Raw genomic sequence first — 2,787 nt, forward strand, 5'->3', positions numbered from 1 at the left:
AACGCTTCTTCGGACGCTCCGCGTTCGGCTTCGCAGTGGACGCAGAGCGTCCCGGCTGCATTCCCACGCAGAGCGTGGGAACGATCAACGCGCCCGGGTTCATCACGACTGAGACCGGCCTGTGATCGTTCCCATGCTCCGCGTGGGAACGCTTCTTCGGACGCTCCGCGTTCGGCTTCGCAGTGGACGCAGAGCGTCCCGGGCTGCATTCCCACGCAGAGCGTGGGAACGATCGACGCGCCCGGGTTCATCACGACTGAGACCCGCCTGTGATCGTTCCCATGCTCCGCGTGGGAACGCCTCTTCGGACGCTCCGCGTTCGGCTTCGCAGTGGACGCAGAGGGTCCCGAGCTGCATTCCCATGCAGAGTGTGGGAACGATCAGTCGGGTCATGAAAATCCACCTGCTCGATTTTCAGTATTCGCGACACGGCATATCCGTGAGCGACACTTCTTACCTCTTCACGAAAATTAATTTCACCTCGTTTGATAATCGCGCCTCGAAATGTTTTATGAGTTTCACAAATATTTCGACGTGACCCTCGCGAGGAGTAGCGCATGACCCTGTCCTTCGGCTATTGGCTGCTGGTGTATGCCGCCATCGCCATCATTGCTCTGATCGTTCTGATCGCCCGTTACCGGCTCAATCCGTTCATTGTCATCACCCTGATTTCCATCGGCCTCGCCCTGGTGGCAGGCATGCCGCCGTCGGGTGTGGTGGGGGCCTATGAGGCCGGCGTCGGCAAGACCCTGGGGCACATCGCGCTGGTGGTAGCGCTGGGTACGATGCTCGGCAAGATGATGGCCGAGTCCGGCGGCGCCGAGCAGGTGGCGCGGACCTTGATCGACCGTTTTGGCGAGAAGAACGCGCACTGGGCAATGGTTTGCATCGCGTTCCTGGTGGGATTGCCGCTGTTCTTCGAAGTCGGTTTTGTGTTGCTGGTGCCGATTGCATTCACCGTAGCGCGACGGGTCGGCGTGTCGATCCTGATGGTCGGCTTGCCGATGGTGGCCGGGCTCTCGGTGGTCCACGCGCTGGTGCCGCCGCACCCGGCGGCGATGCTGGCGGTGCAGGTGTATCAGGCGTCGGTGGGGCAGACCTTGCTCTACGCGATTGCGATCGGCATTCCGACGGCGATCATCGCAGGTCCCCTGTACGCCAAATTCATTGTGCCGCGCATCCAGCTGCCGGCGGAGAACCCGCTGGAGCGCCAGTTCCTCGAACGCGAACCGCGCGACAGCCTGCCGGGTTTCGGCATCACCATGGCGACGATTCTGTTGCCGGTGGTGTTGATGCTGATCGGCGGCTGGGCCAACCTGATTTCCACGCCGGGTACGGGTTTCAACCAGTTCCTGCTGTTCATCGGCAACTCGGTGATCGCGCTGTTGCTGGCGACATTGCTGAGCTTCTGGACCCTCGGTCTGGCCCAAGGGTTCAACCGCGAATCGATCCTCAAGTTCACCAACGAATGTTTGGCGCCGACCGCCAGCATTACCCTGCTGGTGGGTGCCGGTGGCGGCCTGAACCGGATTCTGGTGGACGCCGGCGTCACCGACCAGATCGTCGGCCTGGCCCATGAATTCCATTTGTCACCGCTGTTGATGGGCTGGTTGTTCGCCGCACTGATGCGCATCGCCACAGGTTCTGCCACCGTGGCCATGACCACTGCCTCGGGCGTGGTGGCGCCGGTGGCTATCGGCCTGGGTTATCCGCATCCGGAGTTGCTGGTGCTGGCCACCGGCGCGGGTTCGGTGATTTTTTCCCACGTCAACGACGGTGGCTTCTGGTTGATCAAGGAATACTTCAACATGACCGTCACCCAGACCTTCAAGACCTGGACCGTGCTTGAGACATTGATCTCGCTCGTCGCTTTTGGTCTGACCGTTGGCCTTTCTTACCTGATTTAACCGGAGTCGCCCGTCATGGACATCCTCTACCAGATCCGCGCCCGTCAGGACTCCTTCAGTGCCGGCGAAGGCCGCATCGCCCGGCTGATGCTCGACGACGTAGGGTTCGCCGCGTCCGCCAGTCTCGATGAGCTGGCGCAGCGGGCGGAGGTGAGCACCGCCACCTTGTCGCGGTTTGCCCGCACGGTCGGCTGCAAGGACTTGCGTGACCTGCGCTTGCAACTGGCCCAGGCCAACGGCGTCGGCAGCCGGTTTCTCGACCCGGCGGGCACACCGGATCAGTCGGCGTTTTACGGACAGATCGTCGGTGATATCGAATCGACCTTGCGCCAGCACCTGGCAGCCTTTGACGAGTCGCGTTTTACCGATGCCGTCAAACTGCTGGGCAAGGCGCGGATGATTCACGCGTTCGGCATGGGCGGCTGCTCGACCTTGTGCAGCGATGAACTGCAAGTGCGCCTGGTGCGCCTCGGTTACCCGATTGCGGTGTGCCACGACGCGGTGATGATGCGGGTCACCGCGGCCAGCCTGAGCCCCGACCATGTGCTGATCGTTTGTTCGCTGACCGGGATCACGCCGGAGCTGGTCGAAACGGTAGAACTGGCACGCAACTACGGCGCACGCGTCCTGGCCATCACCCGCAGCGATTCGCCGTTGGCACAATTGGCGGACATCGTCCTGCCGCTGCAAAGCGCCGAAACTTCATTCATCTATAAGCCCACGGCGGCACGCTACGGCATGCTGCTGGCCATTGATGTGCTTGCCACCGAACTCGCACTGGCCAACCCTCAAGACAATCAAGAACGTCTGCGGCGGATCAAACTCGCCCTGGACGATTACCGCGGCGGCGACGATCACCTGCCGCTGGGAGACTGACATG

The 2,787-nt window shown here is 62.0% G+C and carries 2 protein-coding genes; both read left to right on the top strand.

Going from position 1 to position 2,787, the window contains the following annotated elements; genetic code table 11:
• The first annotated feature begins 557 nt into the window (after positions 1-557).
• Positions 558-1,907, top strand: a complete 1,350-nt coding sequence (locus tag D8U18_RS08780; protein ID WP_056854921.1) for a gluconate:H+ symporter — start codon at positions 558-560, stop codon at positions 1,905-1,907.
• Positions 1,908-1,922: 15 nt separating this feature from the next.
• Complete coding sequence (locus tag D8U18_RS08785) at positions 1,923-2,783, top strand: MurR/RpiR family transcriptional regulator (protein ID WP_056854922.1); 861 nt, start codon at positions 1,923-1,925, stop codon at positions 2,781-2,783.
• Positions 2,784-2,787: the final 4 nt, after the last annotated feature.

It is taken from the genome of Pseudomonas sp. Sample_10, from assembly GCF_004321495.1.
In the GTDB taxonomy this organism is placed as follows: domain Bacteria; phylum Pseudomonadota; class Gammaproteobacteria; order Pseudomonadales; family Pseudomonadaceae; genus Aquipseudomonas.

Excerpts from the sequence above, each read along its gene's own strand:
- D8U18_RS08780 (WP_056854921.1), top strand. The coding sequence starts at position 558 with ATGACCCTGTCCTTCGGCTATTGGCTGCTGGTGTATGCCGCCATCGCC.
- D8U18_RS08785 (WP_056854922.1), top strand. The coding sequence starts at position 1,923 with ATGGACATCCTCTACCAGATCCGCGCCCGTCAGGACTCCTTCAGTGCC.